The organism is Klebsiella sp. V115_8 (assembly GCF_029967715.1).
Taxonomy (GTDB): Bacteria; Pseudomonadota; Gammaproteobacteria; order Enterobacterales; family Enterobacteriaceae; genus Klebsiella; species Klebsiella quasipneumoniae.
In genome coordinates this window covers 25036-39875 of sequence record NZ_JASCAR010000042.1, presented here as the reverse complement: position 1 = coordinate 39875, position 14840 = coordinate 25036, and the positions used below count along the sequence as shown (strand labels likewise).

Here is a 14840-nt window from a genome sequence, read left to right as displayed (position 1 = left end):
ATCATGTCTCATCCATGTGATAACGACGAAAACAACAAAATCGCAGCCATTTCAAATCAGGGATCTGGATAACACCCCATGAGCACAATTGACAATCTCGACGCCCACACGCCGATGATGCAGCAGTATCTCAAGCTGAAGGCGCAACATCCTGACATTCTGCTGTTTTACCGGATGGGGGATTTTTACGAGCTGTTTTATGACGATGCGAAACGCGCGTCGCAGCTGCTCGATATCTCGCTGACCAAACGCGGCGCCTCCGCGGGCGAACCCATTCCCATGGCCGGCATCCCCCACCACGCGGTGGAAAACTATCTTGCGAAACTGGTTAATCAGGGCGAGTCGGTAGCTATTTGCGAGCAGATAGGCGACCCGGCCACCACCAAAGGGCCGGTCGAGCGTAAAGTGGTGCGTATCGTCACGCCGGGCACCATCAGCGATGAAGCGCTGCTGCAGGAGCGTCAGGACAACCTGCTGGCCGCCATCTGGCAGGACAGCAAAGGCTTTGGCTACGCAACGCTGGACATCAGCTCCGGCCGCTTCCGCCTGAGCGAACCGGCCGACCGCGAAACCATGGCGGCAGAACTGCAGCGCACTAATCCGGCGGAGCTGCTGTATGCGGAAGATTTTGCCGAATCGTCGCTGATCGAAGGCCGCCGCGGCCTGCGCCGTCGCCCGCTGTGGGAATTTGAAATCGACACCGCGCGCCAGCAGCTTAACCTGCAGTTCGGCACCCGCGATCTGGTCGGCTTCGGCGTGGAAAACGCCCCCCGCGGCCTGTGCGCCGCCGGCTGCCTGCTGCAGTATGTCAAAGACACCCAGCGCACCTCGCTGCCGCATATTCGCTCCATCACCATGGAGCGCCAGCAGGACAGCATCATTATGGATGCCGCCACCCGCCGTAACCTCGAGATCACCCAGAATCTCGCCGGCGGCACCGATAACACTCTGGCCTCGGTACTCGACTGTACGGTGACGCCGATGGGCAGCCGGATGCTCAAGCGCTGGCTGCATATGCCGGTCCGCGATACCGCCGTGCTGGTGGAGCGCCAGCAGACCATCGGCGCGCTGCAGGAGCGCTATACCGAGCTGCAGCCGGTGCTGCGCCAGGTCGGCGATCTGGAACGTATTCTGGCGCGTCTGGCGCTGCGTACCGCCCGTCCACGCGATTTAGCCCGCATGCGTCATGCCCTGCAGCAGTTGCCCCTGCTGCGCGAGCAGCTGGCTGACGTTGACAGTCAGCCGGTGCAAAAATTGCGCGAAAAAATGGGCGAGTTTAGCGAACTGCGCGAACTGCTGGAGCGCGCGGTGATCGACACCCCGCCGGTGCTGGTCCGCGACGGCGGGGTCATCGCTCCAGGCTACAGCGAAGAGCTGGACGAATGGCGGGCGCTGGCCGATGGCGCCACCGATTATCTCGATAAGCTGGAGATCCGCGAGCGCGAGCGGCTGGGCCTCGACACCCTGAAGGTCGGCTACAACGCCGTCCACGGCTACTACATCCAGATCAGCCGCGGCCAGAGCCACCTCGCGCCGATCCACTACGTGCGACGCCAGACGCTGAAAAACGCCGAACGCTATATTATTCCTGAGCTGAAGGAATACGAAGATAAGGTGCTGACCTCCAAGGGCAAAGCGCTGGCGCTGGAAAAGCAGCTTTATGACGAACTGTTCGACCTGCTGCTGCCGCACCTTGCCGACCTGCAGGCGAGCGCCAGCGCGCTGGCCGAGCTGGACGTGCTGGTCAACCTGGCGGAACGCGCGGAAACCCTCAACTACTGCTGCCCGACCTTTAGCGATAAGCCGGGCATTCGCATCAGCGAAGGCCGCCATCCGGTGGTCGAGCAGGTGCTGAAAGAGCCGTTTATCGCCAACCCGCTGCAGCTGGCGCCGCAGCGGCGGATGCTGATCATCACCGGGCCGAACATGGGCGGTAAAAGTACCTATATGCGCCAGACCGCGCTGATTGCGCTGCTGGCCTATATCGGCAGCTACGTCCCGGCGCAGAAGGTGGAGATAGGCCCCATCGATCGCATCTTTACCCGCGTCGGCGCGGCGGATGACCTGGCCAGCGGCCGCTCGACCTTTATGGTGGAGATGACTGAAACCGCCAATATCCTGCACAACGCCACTGAACACAGCCTGGTGCTGATGGATGAGATTGGCCGCGGCACGTCCACCTACGACGGTCTGTCGCTGGCATGGGCCTGTGCGGAAAATCTGGCCAACAAAATCAAGGCGCTGACGCTGTTCGCCACCCACTACTTCGAGCTCACTCAGCTGCCGGAGAAAATGGAAGGCGTCGCCAACGTCCATCTCGACGCGCTGGAGCATGGCGACACCATCGCCTTTATGCACAGCGTGCAGGATGGCGCTGCCAGCAAGAGCTACGGCCTGGCGGTCGCCGCGCTGGCCGGGGTGCCGAAAGAGGTGATCAAGCGCGCGCGGCAGAAACTGCGCGAGCTGGAGAGTATCTCGCCCAACGCGGCGGCGACCCAGGTCGACGGCACGCAGATGTCGCTGCTCGCCGCTCCGGAAGAGACCTCGCCTGCGGTTGAGGCGCTGGAGAATCTTGATCCGGACTCCCTGACCCCGCGTCAGGCGCTGGAGTGGATCTATCGCCTGAAGAGCCTGGTGTAGGTCTCTTTTAACGTGAAAAAACGGCAGCGCCCTGCGGTGCTGCCGTTTTAACAAATGCAAAATGGGTGCGAGAGGATGCGTCCTGACAACCAATACGCGGGGTTTCCCCCCGCGCTGATGCTATTTCTTCGATTCGTAAGCGAGAACAGCTTTAAACTCCATACTACGCTCTTTAATACTGAGTTCGCACAGCGAGCTGCGCACCAAAAGCGTAAATCCCAGTACCGTAATACACAGTACGACGATTGCCACAAGGGCATATTTTGTTAGCATGTCTTGCCTCCCTGCAAAGAAGAGACTAACATCTGAATTGTTCGGGTTCATCCGTCAGCCTCAGTTGATAGAAATATCTCCTGGGGCTTTCGTCTGTCTGGGGTCCTGGTCTTGCTCAAGGCCAGACAGCCTCAAGCACCCGCCGCTATTCTATACTCGTCATGGCGTGAAATTTATCTGCAAGGAATTAATCAGACGGATATTATATTAATCTGGAAGCCGACTCGCAAAGTCGCCCCATTATATTACCCCTTTACATAATTTCTGGATTTAATGAGTAAATAACTTTTATCATTTTGCGAAATATAAAAAAGCCGACGGAGAGATTATCCCTGTCGGCGTGATGGTCGCAGGCAGTTTGCGCACGACCCAGTTTTAAAATGGCAGGTAAAATAACCTTAACAGGATAAGCCCTTAGCGGGCTCTTTTCTTTAACGCTTATCTTCCGACAATAGCGGCGGGACGTGCGGCACCTGCGGCGCCTCATCAATATCTTTCTGCGTCATCCGGAACGCTTCAGGATAGTGCTCACGGCTGGTGCGGCGCAGCGGCTCGGTATCCCGCCAGGTATACAGACAGTGCTGGCACTGATACACCGTCCAAACTCCTTTCACCGGCGATTTCGCCATGACGTCAATCTTTTCATCGGCGCAACGTGGACAAATCATCTTCTTCTCCTTACTTACGGTTGGCCAGCATAGCGGTCAGTTTTTCAGCCCAGGCTTTGGTTTCCGGCAGATCCTGCACCGGCTGGCTGTAGTGGCCGCGAAGGTCCGGCGCAACCGGGGTGGTGGCGTCGATAATTAGCTTGTCGGTGATGCCCGCCGGGCTGGAGCCTGGGTCAAGTTCAAGGACCGACATGTTCGGCAACTGCACCAGGTCTCCCGCCGGGTTAACCTTCGAGGAGAGCGCCCACATCACCTGCGGCAGGTTGAACGGGTCAACGTCTTCATCAACCATGATCACCATCTTCACATAGCCGAGGCCGTGGGGAGTGGTCATCGCCCGCAAACCCACCGCGCGGGCAAAACCGCCGTAGCGTTTTTTGGTGGAGATAATCGCCAGCAGACCGTGGGTGTACATAGCGTTGACCGCCTGCACTTCCGGGAACTCTGCCTTCAGCTGCTGATACAGCGGCACGCAGGTGGCCGGGCCCATCAGATAGTCGATTTCGGTCCACGGCATACCGAGATAGAGCGATTCAAAAATCGGTTTGCTGCGATACGAGACTTTGTCGATGCGCACTACCGTCATGTTACGACCGCCGGAGTAGTGGCCGGTAAACTCACCGAACGGCCCCTCTATCTCACGCTTACGGCCTTCAATCACCCCTTCGAGGATCACTTCCGAACCCCAGGGCACGTCAAAGCCGGTCAGCGGCGCGGTGGCGATGGGATACGGGCTCTCACGCAGCGCGCCGGCCATTTCATATTCTGACTGATCGTATTTCAGCGGCGTGGCGCCCATCAGGGTGATAATCGGGTCGTTACCGAGGGTAATGGCGATCGGCAGGTCTTCCCCGCGCTCTTCCGCTTTATGCAGATGCAGGGCGATATCGTGCATCGGCACCGGCTGCAGGCCAAGCTTGCGCTTGCCTTTCACTTCCATACGGTAGATACCGACGTTTTGCTTACCGAAGTTGTCAGGGTCAAGCGGATCGCGCGAAACGACACAGGCTTTGTCGAGGTAGAACCCGCCGTCGCCATCGTTGAGGCGGAACAGCGGCAGAATATCGAACAGGTTGATATCATCGCCATCCACGGTGTTTTCCGCCCATGCCGGGTTGGCGCGGCGCTCTGGCGTCACCGGGAAGTTATCCCAACGGCGGATGAATTCATCAATCTGCTTTTTCACCGGCGTGTTGGGCGGCAGGCCCAGCGAGATGGCATGGTTCTGCCACGAGCCGATGGTGTTCATCGTCACCCGGGCGTCGGTAAAGCCGCGAATCTTATCGAACCACAGCGCCGGGGCGCCGTCGCCGATGCGTCCGGTGGCATTGGCTGCCGCCGCCAGGTCTGGCTCAGCGTTCACCTCCTCACTGATTTTCAGCAGTTGTCCCTGGTCATCCAGCGCCTGCAAAAAGCTGCGCAAATCATCAAAAGCCATTATTCGATCTCCTGTGCTAATTGTTCTGCCGTGCGCAAGCCGTTCCAGCGGCGCGCTTTGTGATAGTCGAGGCCAAACTGATCCAGCACCCGGGTCACAATGTGGTTGGTGATATCGTCAACCGTCTCCGGGTGGTTATAGTAAGCCGGCATCGGCGGCACCATCGCCACGCCCATACGGGACAGCGCCAGCATGTTCTCCAGATGGATCGTGCTGAGCGGCATTTCCCGCGGGACCAGCACCAGCTTGCGCCCCTCTTTAAGCACCACGTCAGCCGCGCGTCCCACCAGCCCCTCGGCATAGCCTGCGCGAATGCCTGCCAGCGTTTTCATACTGCAGGGAATCACGATCATGCCGTCGGTACGAAATGAACCTGATGAGATGGTGGCGGCCTGGTCGGCCGGGCTGTGGGAAAAGTCCGCCAGCGCGGCCACTTCCCGTGCCGTCCAAGGCGTTTCCAGCTCGATGGTGGTTTTGGCCCACTTCGACATCACCAGATGGGTTTCCACCTCCGGCATATCGCGCAGCGCCTGCAGTAATGCCACCCCAAGCGGAGCCCCGGTGGCCCCCGTCATCCCAACAATCAGTTTCATTCCAGACCTCATTCAATTTGTTCGTACACGAACTTTATGCTTAAATTACCCTCTCCTGAGCCGAATGACAAGATCGTTCGTATACGTGCGCATTTTTAATCAAACAGGGAAAAGGTATAAAAAGGCGTACGAACGGCTATCATAGAGGTGACAGTTTTGTTACGGAGTATCCATGGAGTTACGAAACGAAGCATTCCACCTGCTGCGCCAGCTTTTTCAACAACATACCGCCCGCTGGCAGCAGGCGTTACCGGACCTGACTAAGCCTCAGTATGCGGTGATGCGCTCGGTTGCGGAGCAGCCGGGGATCGAACAGGTGGTGCTGATTGAAGCGGCGGTCAGTACGAAGGCCACGCTGGCGGAGATGCTCAGCCGGATGGAAGCGCGCGGCCTGGTGCGCCGGGAGCACGATCCGGCCGATAAGCGCCGCCGTTTTGTCTATCTGACCGACGAAGGCGAGGCGCTGCTTAACCGTTCCATTCCGCAAGGCAATGAGGTCGATGACGAGTTTCTTGGCCGCCTGAGCGATGATGAACGCGAACAGTTCTCCCGGCTGGTGCGTAAAATGATGGTTCCCTGAGCAAGCGCCTAGCCGAGCTGCTCGCGCAGGAAGTCGATAAACGTCCGCACCCGGGTCGGCATATGCTGCGCATCGGGATAAAGGGCATACACTCCCTGCGGCGGGAAATGGTATTCCGGCAGGACAGCCACCAGCTCCCGCTGCGCCAGTTTACCGGCCACCAGCCAGGCTGGCAGCAAAGCGATGCCGCATCCGGCCAGAGCAAAGCTCATCAGCGCCGTGGCGCTGTCGGCTGAAAACCGTGGCGCGTTGACTATCGTAAAATCCACCTCTGCCTGTTCATCCGTTCGCAGCTGCCAGCGCAGCGGGGCCGGCAGACGCTCGTGAATAATCCAGTCAGCTTGCGCCAGATCGGACAGCGTCAGCACCGGATGGCTCGCCAGCCAGGCCGGGGAGGCGACGGGCAGGATCGCGAAACTGGCTATCCGCGTCGCCCGATAGCGGGAATCGGCCAGCGTACCGAGGCGTATCGCCACGTCAAATCGTTCGGAGATAAGATCCGCATGATGGGAGGACGAGACGTGCCGCACCCGTAGCGCCGGATGATGACGGGAAAACGCCGCCAGCGCCGGGATGATGACCTGCGCGCCATACTCCGGCGTGGTGGTGATCCGCAGCTCTCCGCTTAAACCGCTATGGCTGGCCCGGACCTCATCCTGCAGATTTTCCGCCGCTTTGAGCAGCGCCACCCCACGCTGATAGAACAGCGCCCCGGCGTCAGTGAGCCGCAGACGGCGCGTCGAGCGCAGCAGCAGCGTCACCCCCAGCTCATTTTCCAGTTGCCGTACGTTAAAGCTGACCACCGCCTTGGTCTGCCCCAGCGCCGCGGCGGCCTGGGTAAAGCTGCCGGCGTCCACCACGGCGATAAACATGGTCACGCGCTGAAGGTTTAGCATCGTCGTCCGGATGATTGTCAAAAATATTCAGACAGTATATCCCGATTCGCCCCGTTTATCCCCCGCGGCGCCGGGTTTACAGTAGCCGCCTGTCTGAGGGAGTGAATCATGACCTATCGCCACCGCGTTGCCACCGTTTTTCTGTTCGGCTTTTTTCTCGACCTAATCAATATGTTTATCGCCAGCATTGCCTTCCCGGCTATCAGCCACGAGCTGGCGGTGTCCGTCTCGCAGCTGGCGTGGGTCAGCAATGCCTATATTCTTGGCCTGACGGCCGTCGTACCGTTCAGCGCCTGGCTTAGCCAGCGCTGTGGGCCAAAACGGCTGTTTTTACTCTCGCTGGGGCTGTTCAGCCTCGGCGCGCTGGCATCGGGGCTGGCCCATAGCCTGGGTGAGCTGATTTTCTGGCGTACGCTGCAGGGGATGGGCGGCGGGCTGTTAATCCCCCTCGGCCAGGCGCTGACGTGGCCGCTGTTTCAGCCGCAGGAGCGGGCGAAGCTGTCGGCGGCGGTGATGCTGGTCGGCCTGCTGGCGCCCGCCTGCTCGCCGGCGATCGGGGGTCTGCTCGTCCAGGCGTTCAGCTGGCGCTGGGTCTTTTTCGCCAGCCTGCCTGTCGCCCTGCTTACCTTTATGCTGGCGGCGCGATGGCTAAACGACAGCCCCGCTCCCGTCCGGCCGACCCGCTTTCTCCCGCTGTCATTGCTGGCCGATCCTCTCCTGCGCTTCGCCATGCTGATCTATCTCTGCGTACCGGGGATGTTTATTGCCGTCAACGTGGTGGGAATGTTCTACCTGCAACGCGTCACCGGGATGGCGCCGGGGGCCACTGGCGCCCTGATGGTGCCGTGGTCGCTGGCCTCGTTTGCCGCCATCACCTTTACCGGCAGGTATTTCAACCGCTTCGGGCCGCGGCCGCTGGTGATGGTCGGCTGCCTGCTACAGGCGGCGGGGATCCTGCTGCTGCTGCAGGTCGATGCGCGCAGCCCGCTGGCGCTGTTGATTCTGGCCTTTACGCTGATGGGCGGCGGAGGCAGCTTATGCAGCAGCACCGCGCAAAGCAGCGCTTTCCTGCATACGCCTGGCGAAGAGATGCCTGACGCCAGCGCGCTGTGGAATCTTAACCGCCAGCTCAGCTTCTTTGCCGGCAGCGCGCTGCTCGCCCTGCTGTTGAGAGTCTTCCCGCCGGCCTACGCCTGGCAGGGCGCGTTTAGCTGCGCCGCCGCCATAACCCTGTTGCCGCTGCTGTTTTGCCTGCGGCTGAATAATCGGGCGATTATCCATCGCCTGCACACTACTCTGGAGAAGTCATGAACCCTTATCTGCAGGAAGTCGTCGACGCCCATGTCCTTATCGAACGCTGGTTAAGCCAGGGGGAAGGTAGCGCTGAGGCGCTGATGAGCCGCTTTGCCGCCGAATTCACCATGATCCCTTTGAACGGCGAGAAGATGGACTACCCGACGGTGAGCCGTTTTTTCCACCAGGCGGGCGCAAGCCGTCCGGAATTACACATTGTGGTGGATCAGGCGAAAATCATCAGCGAGTGGCACGACGGCGCCGCCGTGCTGTACCGTGAACGCCAAACGCTGGCGGATGGCAGTGAGAACGTACGCTGGTCGACGGCGATTTTTCAGCAAGCGGAAGGGAAAATTGTCTGGCGCCATCTGCAGGAAACCCGCCTCGGCTAGCGCAAAGAAAAAGGCCCCGTCTTTCGAGGGGGCCTTTTTGAGAGAAAAGATCTTATTCGCGGAAGAGCGCTTCGATATTCAGTCCTTGCCCCTGCAGAATTTCCCGCAGGCGACGCAGACCTTCCACCTGGATCTGACGCACACGCTCGCGAGTGAGGCCAATTTCACGGCCCACATCTTCCAGGGTGGCGGCTTCATAACCCAGCAGACCGAAACGACGCGCCAGAACCTCACGCTGCTTGGCGTTCAGTTCGAACAGCCATTTAACGATGCTTTGTTTCATATCATCGTCCTGCGTGGTGTCTTCCGGGCCGTTCTCTTTCTCATCGGCCAGAATATCCAGCAGCGCTTTTTCTGAATCGCCACCCAGCGGGGTATCCACCGAGGTGATGCGCTCGTTCAGACGCAGCATACGGCTGACGTCATCGACCGGTTTGTCCAGCTGTTCGGCAATCTCTTCCGCGCTCGGCTCGTGGTCCAGCTTGTGGGACAACTCGCGCGCGGTACGCAGATAGACGTTCAGCTCTTTGACAATGTGGATCGGCAAACGGATCGTACGGGTTTGGTTCATGATCGCCCGTTCAATGGTCTGGCGGATCCACCAGGTCGCATAGGTCGAAAAACGGAACCCACGTTCCGGGTCAAACTTCTCAACGGCGCGGATCAGGCCGAGGTTACCTTCTTCAATCAGATCCAGCAGCGCCAGACCACGATTGCTGTAACGACGGGCAATCTTCACCACCAGACGCAGGTTGCTTTCAATCATGCGACGGCGTGAAGCGACATCACCACGCAGTGCGCGACGCGCGAAATAGACTTCCTCTTCCGCGGTCAGCAGTGGGGAATAACCAATCTCTCCAAGATAAAGCTGAGTGGCGTCAAGCACGCGTTGCGTTGCGCCTTGCGACAGCAGCTCTTCCTCAGCCAGATCGCTATCACTGGGTTCCTCTTCTACTAAGGCCTTCTCGTCGAAAACCTCAATTCCGTTCTCATCAAATTCCGCGTCTTCATTTAAATCATGAACTTTCAGCGTATTCTGACTCATAAAGGTGGCTCCTACCCGTGATCCCTGAGCAAAGCACCTTCCACGGCGCATCAACAAAAGACGCCAGGACGATTTCTCCTACTCCTCTCAGCGAGAGGCGCATAGACACCGCCCTGGCGCCTGTTAGCTAATGCTTCGCTTATCCGTACTTTGCCAAATTATCGCTGCGGTAAGTACTGCAGCGGGTTGACGGATTTCCCCTTGTAACGAATTTCAAAATGTAATCTTGTTGAGCTGGTTCCGGTGCTACCCATGGTAGCGATTTTCTGCCCCGCTTTGACTTCCTGTTGCTCCCGAACCAGCATGGTATCGTTATGAGCGTAGGCACTCAGGTAATCATCGTTGTGTTTGATGATAATAAGATTACCGTAGCCGCGCAGTGCGTTACCGGCATAGACGACGCGCCCATCGGCGGTCGCGACAATAGCCTGTCCCTTACTGCCTGCAATGTCGATACCTTTATTGCCGCCTTCCGCGCCACTAAAGTTCTCAATAACTTTGCCATCAGTCGGCCAGCGCCATGATGAGATCGGCGAACTGGTTGACGTACTGCTTGCAGTCGGCTGGGTTGTGCTCACCGTTGTAGGTGCCGTCACCGGCGCGACAACCGTCGAGGTCGTGGTCGCTGGTTTATTATTAGGCAACATCTTGGTAGCACTTTGTTCACCTGAGGATTCAGAATACGTAATAGTCGGTTGTGAAGCAACCACCGCGGTCGATTTTTGTGCAGAAGTTGTGGTGGCCGTCGCACCGCCGCTCGCCCTTGCGCTGGCCTGAGAAACGGCGTTTTCACCGGTGATCGGCTGGCCTGAAGCGTTGCCGACCTGCAGCACCTGACCGACGTTCAGGGCGTACGGGGCCGGGACATTGTTGCGTTGCGCCAGGTCACGGAAATCGTTGCCGGTGACCCAGGCGATATAGAACAGGGTGTCGCCGCGTTTGACCGTATAGGTACTGCCGCCGGTATAGCTACCTTTCGGAATATCGCCATATTTGCGGTTGTATACGATCTTGCCATTCACCGTCTGCACCGGCTCCTGCGCCATTGGCTGCGGCTGAATGGTCTGGGTCTGCACCGGCTGGATCGGCTGCGCCTGAGGAGCAGACTGGACGCCGGAGGATGGCGGCGTAATCAACATGCCGGAATTGGTGCTGGAAGAAGCGGCACCGCCGGCAGAGCTAACCGGCGCAGGCGGATTATTGGTGTTGGTACATCCGGCCAGCCAGAGTGAAACCAGTGAAAGAGCCGCAATACGGCTGACGGTAAATTTGGTGCTTCCCGCGCTCATTTATCCCCCAGGAATATGTTAACTGCCAATATCTTGCTTACCGGGCGACGCCCGGCCAGGACACTGAAAAATGTGTCCACCCTACGCCTAAAGTCAGGCAAAAAAAACCTGGAATAATCCGGGTCTCAGGCCAGCTCCCCTTTCACCAGGGGAACAAAGCGAACGGCCTCGACGGTATCAATGATAAATTCGTTGCCCCGGCGACGGATCCGTTTGAGAAACTGATGCTCCTCGCCGACCGGCAGTACCAGCACGCCGTCGTCATCCAGCTGCGCCAGCAGCGCGGTCGGTATTTCCGGCGGCGCCGCCGTCACAATAATGGCATCAAACGGCGCCCGCGCCTGCCAACCTTGCCACCCATCGCCATGACGGGTTGAAACATTATGTAAATCAAGTTGTTTCAGGCGACGACGCGCCTGCCACTGTAAACTCTTAATTCGCTCTACCGAGCAAACGTGATGCACCAGGTGCGCCAGGATGGCCGTCTGGTAACCGGAACCGGTGCCGATCTCCAGCACCCGCGACTCCGGCGTCAGCGCCAGCAGCTCGGTCATCCGCGCCACCATGTACGGCTGGGAGATGGTTTGCCCCTGGCCAATCGGCAGCGCGGTGTTTTCCCACGCTTTATGTTCAAAGGCTTCATCAACAAATTTTTCGCGCGGGACGCGCGCGATCGCCTCGAGGACACGTTCATCGACGATGCCCTGCGTGCGCAGTTGATTCAACAAACTTTCAACACGTTTACTTACCATTGCCTGTCAACCCCGACACGTTCCAGCCAATCGGTGACCACCTCATGCGCCTGATGGGCGGTTAAATCGACGTGCAATGGCGTAACGGAAACATAGCCTTCATCCACTGCCGCAAAATCGGTGCCCGGCCCGGCGTCGCGCTTATCGCCCGGCGGGCCAATCCAGTAAAGGGTATTGCCGCGCGGATCCTTTTGCGGGATCACCTGGTCGGCAGGATGGCGGTTGCCGCAGCGGGTCACGCGGATACCTTTGATCTGGTCAAGGGGCAGGTCCGGGACATTGACGTTGAGGATCCGCCCGGTGCGCAGCGGTTCACGGCTGAGTCCGCGCAGGAGAGTGCAGGTCACCGCCGCGGCGGTGTCGTAGTGTTGATAGCCATTGAGCGACACGGCCAGCGCGGGGAACCCCAGATGGCGGCCTTCCATCGCCGCCGCCACGGTGCCGGAGTAAATGACGTCATCGCCCAGGTTGGGCCCGGCGTTGATTCCGGAAACGACGATGTCCGGACGCGGGCGCATCAGCGCGTTCACGCCGAGGTAGACGCAGTCCGTCGGCGTCCCCATCTGGACGGCGATATCGCCATTTTCATAGGTAAAGGTGCGCAGTGACGATTCCAGCGTCAGCGAATTCGAAGCCCCGCTGCGGTTACGATCGGGTGCAACCACCTGGACCTCGGCAAACTCCCTTAAGGCCTTCGCCAGGGTCTGTATCCCCGGCGCATGGATCCCGTCATCGTTACTCAGCAATATTCGCATAGTCACCCGTTGTATTGATAAGCTCCCTGACCACGCTGGTGGCGAAGCTGCCCGCCGGCAGCCAGAAACGCAGTTCAACGGTTACATCATCCCACCAGTTCCAGCTCAGCTGCTGCGGATAGAGGAGCATCGCCCGGCGCGCCGCCTCGACTTTCTCCCGCACCAGCAGTGTCTGCAGCAAGGTTTCCTCGGCGATGGCGGCCTGCTCGGCGGCCAGAGCGTCGCGCTGGCTTCCCCAGTCGCCGCTGCCCGGCAGCGCAGCCGTGATCATCAGTTCGCGGTTATGCACCCGCGCCTGCGAAACCTCGAGTTCTTCCGGTGTGACGACAAACCAGCTCCCACGCCCCGCTAATTGTAGCGCATCGCCATCAACAACCTGATTAAATTCCGTTTTTTTTAATCTAATACTGACTTGCTGATTAAACAACGCGCTGCGGGCCGCCGACAACCAAAAACTGCGCTTATTGCGATCGCGCACCGGCGCGCCGCTCTCCGCCCAGCGCAGCGCGCCCTGCAGATTGCTGCCGCCGATGCCAAAGCGCTGAGCGCCGAAATAGTTCGGCACGCCCCATTCAGCGATGGCCTGCAGACGCGTCTCCACCTCCTGGCGATCGCTTACCTCGCGCAGGATCAGGGTAAACTGGTTGCCCTTCAGCGCGCCTAATCGCAGCTTACGCTTATGGCGGGCATATTCCAGTACCTGGCAGCCCTCGAGCTGAAATTTGCTCAGATCCGGCATCTCTTTGCCGGGCACCCGGGCGCACAGCCACTGCTCGGTGACGGCGTGCTTATCTTTTTGCCCGGCGAAGCTCACTTCACGGGCATGGATTTTGAGGAATTTCGCCAGCGCATCGGCGACAAAGCGCGTATTGCAGCCGTTTTTGAGGATCCGCACCAGCACGTGCTCGCCTTCGCCGTCCGGGGCGAAGCCCAGGTCTTCCACCACCAGGAAATCTTCCGGATTGGCTTTCAGCAGCCCGCTGCTCTGCGGCTTGCCGTGCAGCCAGGTCAGTTGGTCAAAGGCGATCATTTGTCGGCCTTACGCAGCAGCGCGACCGCTTCGCAGGCGATCCCTTCCCCGCGGCCGGTGAAACCCAGCTTCTCGGTGGTGGTCGCTTTCACGTTGACGTCGTCCATATGGCAGCCGAGATCTTCAGCGATAAAAACGCGCATCTGCGGGATATGCGGCAGCATTTTCGGCGCCTGGGCGATAATGGTGACGTCGACGTTGCCGAGCGTATAGCCTTTGGCCTGAATGCGGCGCCACGCTTCGCGCAGCAGTTCGCGGCTGTCGGCGCCTTTAAACGCCGGATCGGTATCCGGGAACAGCTTGCCAATATCGCCGAGCGCCGCGGCGCCCAGCAGCGCATCGGTCAGCGCATGCAGCGCGACGTCGCCGTCGGAGTGGGCCAGCAACCCTTTTTCATAAGGAATGCGTACCCCGCCAATGATGATTGGGCCTTCACCGCCAAAAGCGTGTACGTCAAAACCATGTCCAATTCGCATTAAGCTTTCTCCTGGTGTCCGGAACGGGTGAGGTAAAATTCCGCCAGCGCCAGATCTTCCGGGCGCGTCACTTTAATATTATCAGCGCGTCCGGCGACCAGCTGCGGATGGAAGCCGCAGTACTCCAGCGCCGAGGCTTCATCGGTGATGGTGGCCCCCTCGTTCAGCGCCCGGGTGAGGCAATCCACCAGCAGCTCGCGAGGGAAAAATTGCGGGGTGAGCGCGTGCCACAGGTCATTACGATCGACGGTATGGGCGACGGCGGTTTTGCCCGGCTCGGCGCGCTTCATGGTGTCGCGCACCGGCGCTGCGAGGATCCCGCCGACGCGGCTGGTTTCACAGAGTGCCAGCAGGCGGCTGAGGTCATCCTGATGCAGGCAGGGGCGCGCGGCGTCATGCACCAGCACCCACTGCGCCTCCGGCAACGCCTGCAGGCCGGCGAGCACCGAATCGGCGCGCTCGGCGCCGCCATCCACGACGGTAATTTGCGGGTGCTGGGCCAGCGGCAGCTGGCTGAAGCGCCGATCGCCGGGGCTGACGGCAATCACCACGCGCTGGACGCGCGGATCCGCCAGCAGCGCGGCGACCGCATGTTCGAGAATCGTTTTGTTACCGATTGAGAGATATTGTTTCGGGCATTCCGTTTGCATGCGGCGGCCGAAACCGGCTGCCGGCACCACGGCGCAAATGCCCGGAAAAGTGGCTGCCATGTTGTAATCC

16 protein-coding genes are annotated in these 14840 nt (G+C 59.6%); 4 read left to right on the top strand and 12 right to left on the bottom strand.

All coding sequences use genetic code 11. The annotated features are described in order from the left end of the window. The first annotated feature begins 78 nt into the window (after positions 1-78). Positions 79-2640 (top strand): DNA mismatch repair protein MutS, encoded by a 2562-nt coding sequence (mutS, locus tag QLG03_RS19265; protein ID WP_240709078.1) that lies wholly within the window; start codon positions 79-81, stop codon positions 2638-2640. 120 nt (positions 2641-2760) lie between these two features. On the opposite strand, the gene QLG03_RS19260 is transcribed toward mutS, so the two are convergent. The 4 genes from QLG03_RS19260 to QLG03_RS19245 form a co-directional block, all read right to left on the bottom strand. After that, positions 2761-2913: a Hok/Gef family protein gene (locus QLG03_RS19260; protein WP_009651623.1), complete on the bottom strand. Its 153-nt coding sequence runs from the start codon at positions 2911-2913 to the stop codon at positions 2761-2763. A 431-nt stretch (positions 2914-3344) separates the two neighbouring features. Further along, entirely contained in the window at positions 3345-3581 is a 237-nt protein-coding gene (locus QLG03_RS19255; protein WP_032453899.1) for a non-oxidative hydroxyarylic acid decarboxylases subunit D, read from the bottom strand. 10 nt (positions 3582-3591) lie between these two features. Beyond that, positions 3592-5019 carry a non-oxidative hydroxyarylic acid decarboxylases subunit C gene (locus tag QLG03_RS19250; RefSeq protein WP_186977131.1) on the bottom strand — a complete coding sequence of 476 codons (1428 nt, stop codon included), beginning with the start codon at positions 5017-5019 and terminating at the stop codon, positions 3592-3594. After that, complete coding sequence (locus QLG03_RS19245; protein ID WP_023290814.1) at positions 5019-5612, bottom strand: non-oxidative hydroxyarylic acid decarboxylases subunit B; 594 nt, start codon at positions 5610-5612, stop codon at positions 5019-5021. The genes QLG03_RS19250 and QLG03_RS19245 overlap by 1 nt, the downstream gene beginning before the upstream one ends. 172 nt (positions 5613-5784) lie before the next feature. Between QLG03_RS19245 and QLG03_RS19240 the strand changes: the two genes are divergently transcribed. Then, positions 5785-6192, top strand: a complete 408-nt coding sequence (locus QLG03_RS19240) for a MarR family transcriptional regulator (RefSeq protein WP_023290815.1) — start codon at positions 5785-5787, stop codon at positions 6190-6192. Between the two features lie 8 nt (positions 6193-6200). Here QLG03_RS19240 and QLG03_RS19235 read toward each other — a convergent pair whose 3' ends face one another. Continuing rightward, positions 6201-7088, bottom strand: a complete 888-nt coding sequence (locus QLG03_RS19235; protein ID WP_032453901.1) for a LysR family transcriptional regulator — start codon at positions 7086-7088, stop codon at positions 6201-6203. A gap of 108 nt (positions 7089-7196) precedes the next feature. On the opposite strand from QLG03_RS19235, the gene QLG03_RS19230 reads away from it, so the two are divergent. Then, positions 7197-8399 carry an MFS transporter gene (locus tag QLG03_RS19230; protein WP_101977760.1) on the top strand — a complete coding sequence of 401 codons (1203 nt, stop codon included), beginning with the start codon at positions 7197-7199 and terminating at the stop codon, positions 8397-8399. After that, on the top strand, positions 8396-8773 hold the full coding sequence (locus tag QLG03_RS19225; RefSeq protein ID WP_101881243.1) for a DUF4440 domain-containing protein: 378 nt from the start codon (positions 8396-8398) through the stop codon (positions 8771-8773). Before QLG03_RS19230 ends, QLG03_RS19225 begins: the two co-directional genes overlap by 4 nt. 52 nt (positions 8774-8825) lie before the next feature. On the opposite strand, the gene rpoS is transcribed toward QLG03_RS19225, so the two are convergent. The 7 genes from rpoS to ispD all read right to left on the bottom strand — a co-directional run bounded on the left by rpoS (position 8826) and on the right by ispD (position 14830). Then, a complete protein-coding gene (gene rpoS, locus QLG03_RS19220) occupies positions 8826-9818 on the bottom strand; it encodes an RNA polymerase sigma factor RpoS (RefSeq protein WP_002915106.1) in 993 nt (330 codons plus the stop codon). 158 nt (positions 9819-9976) lie between these two features. Next, positions 9977-11107 (bottom strand): murein hydrolase activator NlpD, encoded by a 1131-nt coding sequence (gene nlpD / locus QLG03_RS19215; protein WP_023290819.1) that lies wholly within the window; start codon positions 11105-11107, stop codon positions 9977-9979. Positions 11108-11232: 125 nt separating this feature from the next. After that, the gene (locus QLG03_RS19210; protein WP_023290820.1) at positions 11233-11859 is read right to left on the bottom strand and encodes a protein-L-isoaspartate(D-aspartate) O-methyltransferase; all 627 of its coding nucleotides are present in this window, start codon (positions 11857-11859) and stop codon (positions 11233-11235) included. After that, on the bottom strand, positions 11853-12614 hold the full coding sequence (surE, locus tag QLG03_RS19205; RefSeq protein ID WP_004205600.1) for a 5'/3'-nucleotidase SurE: 762 nt from the start codon (positions 12612-12614) through the stop codon (positions 11853-11855). The genes QLG03_RS19210 and surE overlap by 7 nt, the downstream gene beginning before the upstream one ends. Continuing rightward, positions 12595-13644 carry a tRNA pseudouridine(13) synthase TruD gene (gene truD / locus QLG03_RS19200; RefSeq protein ID WP_255988653.1) on the bottom strand — a complete coding sequence of 350 codons (1050 nt, stop codon included), beginning with the start codon at positions 13642-13644 and terminating at the stop codon, positions 12595-12597. Before truD ends, surE begins: the two co-directional genes overlap by 20 nt. Further along, positions 13641-14120 carry a 2-C-methyl-D-erythritol 2,4-cyclodiphosphate synthase gene (ispF, locus tag QLG03_RS19195; protein WP_004181093.1) on the bottom strand — a complete coding sequence of 160 codons (480 nt, stop codon included), beginning with the start codon at positions 14118-14120 and terminating at the stop codon, positions 13641-13643. Before ispF ends, truD begins: the two co-directional genes overlap by 4 nt. After that, positions 14120-14830: a 2-C-methyl-D-erythritol 4-phosphate cytidylyltransferase gene (gene ispD, locus QLG03_RS19190; protein ID WP_255988655.1), complete on the bottom strand. Its 711-nt coding sequence runs from the start codon at positions 14828-14830 to the stop codon at positions 14120-14122. The genes ispF and ispD overlap by 1 nt, the downstream gene beginning before the upstream one ends. Positions 14831-14840 lie beyond the last annotated feature (10 nt).